At 43.8% G+C, this 2015-nt stretch carries 3 protein-coding genes and 1 pseudogene; all 4 read right to left on the bottom strand.

Features of this window, described 5'->3' with window-relative positions; genetic code table 11:
• Positions 1 to 304: 304 nt before the first annotated feature.
• Positions 305 to 610 (bottom strand): hypothetical protein, encoded by a 306-nt coding sequence (locus tag WQ57_RS25610; RefSeq protein ID WP_046525134.1) that lies wholly within the window; start codon positions 608 to 610, stop codon positions 305 to 307.
• Positions 611 to 715: 105 nt separating this feature from the next.
• Positions 716 to 1507 (bottom strand): hypothetical protein, encoded by a 792-nt coding sequence (locus WQ57_RS25605; protein ID WP_046524994.1) that lies wholly within the window; start codon positions 1505 to 1507, stop codon positions 716 to 718.
• A gap of 31 nt (positions 1508 to 1538) precedes the next feature.
• On the bottom strand, positions 1539 to 1730 hold the full coding sequence (locus WQ57_RS25600; RefSeq protein WP_046524995.1) for a YbxH family protein: 192 nt from the start codon (positions 1728 to 1730) through the stop codon (positions 1539 to 1541).
• 116 nt (positions 1731 to 1846) lie between these two features.
• Positions 1847 to 2015: pseudogene (locus WQ57_RS26430) on the bottom strand (ribose-phosphate pyrophosphokinase); the annotation flags it as partial.

The following is a 2015-nucleotide window of genomic DNA, read 5'->3' as shown; positions in this document are numbered from 1 at the left end:
ATTAACGGAAAAATTCCGCTTACATTGGAAAATACCAACATTTCCCGTAATATAAGGGGAGTTTTTCCGTTTAAATGGGTCTAACTCCTAGATTTAGTGCCTATATAAAGAAGTTAATCGGAATTTCTCCGCCTATTTCTGCTATTTAAACACCTTTCATTTACCTTAACCGGAATTTCTACGCCAATGAACTCCTTGCGTGCGTGATGAATCAACAATGAACAATAAAAGTCCAATTCAATTGCGAATTGGACTTTTACTATTGTGTTCTTATTAAAATTTCCCTCTCAAAACCGTTTTCCTTTTAATCACATAATGCCCATTTTCCGCAATTGCCGCATTGCAGGATGGATAACATTCGATTGGTGGCAGAATCAAGTTCGTTCTCAGCAGGGACGCCTACTTCCCAGCAATGCAGGACATAATTCTCGTAATCGTCTGCTCTTTCATCGATGCAGTGGCATTCAATAAAACCATGATGCTCAAACACCCGGTCAGGCAGGACAGAAGTAAATTCAGTCAGATGCTGTTTAATGTATTCCACTTCCCGATTGGATGGCTTTGTCATTGTGGAAGCATAGGCAACCGTAAAATCCTCTTTATTAATCACTTCATCGCCTCCTATTTAGCCTAATTCAACCAGTAAAACGTTAGGAAAGCAAAAGCCTTTAACTCATAATACCCTGCTTTAATAAAAATTGATCATTGGTTCAGGTTAACAAACGCCCAATATCCATCCCTCAAATTGCTGGGCACAATTTTTCTCTTCTTCCGTTAGGGTTGCAGGTTCAAAATACTTCCCAAGGGTCCCATTCGCATCTCTTTCCTGCAGCCAGGCCGCGATAGCAAAGGCGTCCTGTGCATCACGTGGCCAATTATGGGGAAAACGGGGATCAGACTTCTTGTATCTTTGAATCAGGAGGGCCGGGTAGACTTCCGCCAGAATGCTTTCTCCGTTAACTGGCGTCCAGCCATCAAACGGCCAGATATGGAGATTTTCATTCACCGATTTACGCAGCTCAAATACCCAGGGAATCCCTGCATGGGTCGAATAGGAGACGGCCCCGGTCATTTGCTCGAAATTCCAGGCGCTTTTGGCGGACGATGTAAATGTCTCTGTTAAACGGAGTTCATGAGAATCGGGATAGCCGGGTACTCTGTTTCGGCAAACACTCACCGGCTCCGACTTTGTATCCCAAAGTGACTGGAAATGAAGGAGAAACTGGTCCCAATTCTGCAGGTGATGCTGTTTAAAATAGGACTGTGGAAATGACAAGCAATGGTCGATACCGATAATGTATTTTTCATTGGCACCTTTTAATTTTTGTTTAAGATACTCATAAACTTCTTTCCGCGACCAGCTAAAAGTTCGGCCCTGGCTTTCAGGAGGGGAGATCCGTTCGAAATCCCCTCTGGAATCCATTTTTACTACCTGGATGCCAGTAACACGCTGAACAGGGCTGCCTCTTCCCGAATAATCTATGCCAATATAACCATCAAAAGACATGGCAAGTTCCTCTCCCTCTCTTGTTCACAGTTTAAATCCCGTGCGTTTCACAGTATTCGTCAATAACCTGTTCAATTTGACCGGGATCAGGAGATGTTCCTGAAAATGAAAACTTCAGCTCTTCAAGGAATTCTCCTTTTCGATAAACATGGACGGCTCCATCCTGACTAATGACACTATACTCGGGTTCAAATCGGTATCCATTTCGTTCAACTGCTCCCATGTTGAAGCTCCCCCTTTTATCCTTTCGCGTTCTTATCATTGTTTCACCAATCTCCGGCTGCCATTCCCGCCATATTGAAAAAGGCAAACTCATCTATTAAAGAGTTTGCCTTTCTCCTATTCAAACAGCGGACTGACGGCTTTTTCATTATGAATGCGGTCAATGGCCTCCACCAGCAAAGGGGCAACGGACAGGTTGCTGACTTTGTTGCTTTTCTTCTCGGCTGGCATTTCAATCGTATTGGTTACCACGAGTTCCTTGATTGGAGAGATCGGAAGAGCGTCG

It is taken from the genome of Mesobacillus campisalis (assembly GCF_000986785.1).
Classification (GTDB): domain Bacteria; phylum Bacillota; class Bacilli; order Bacillales; family Cytobacillaceae; genus Mesobacillus_B; species Mesobacillus_B campisalis.
This window is presented reverse-complemented; position numbering and strand designations above follow the sequence as displayed.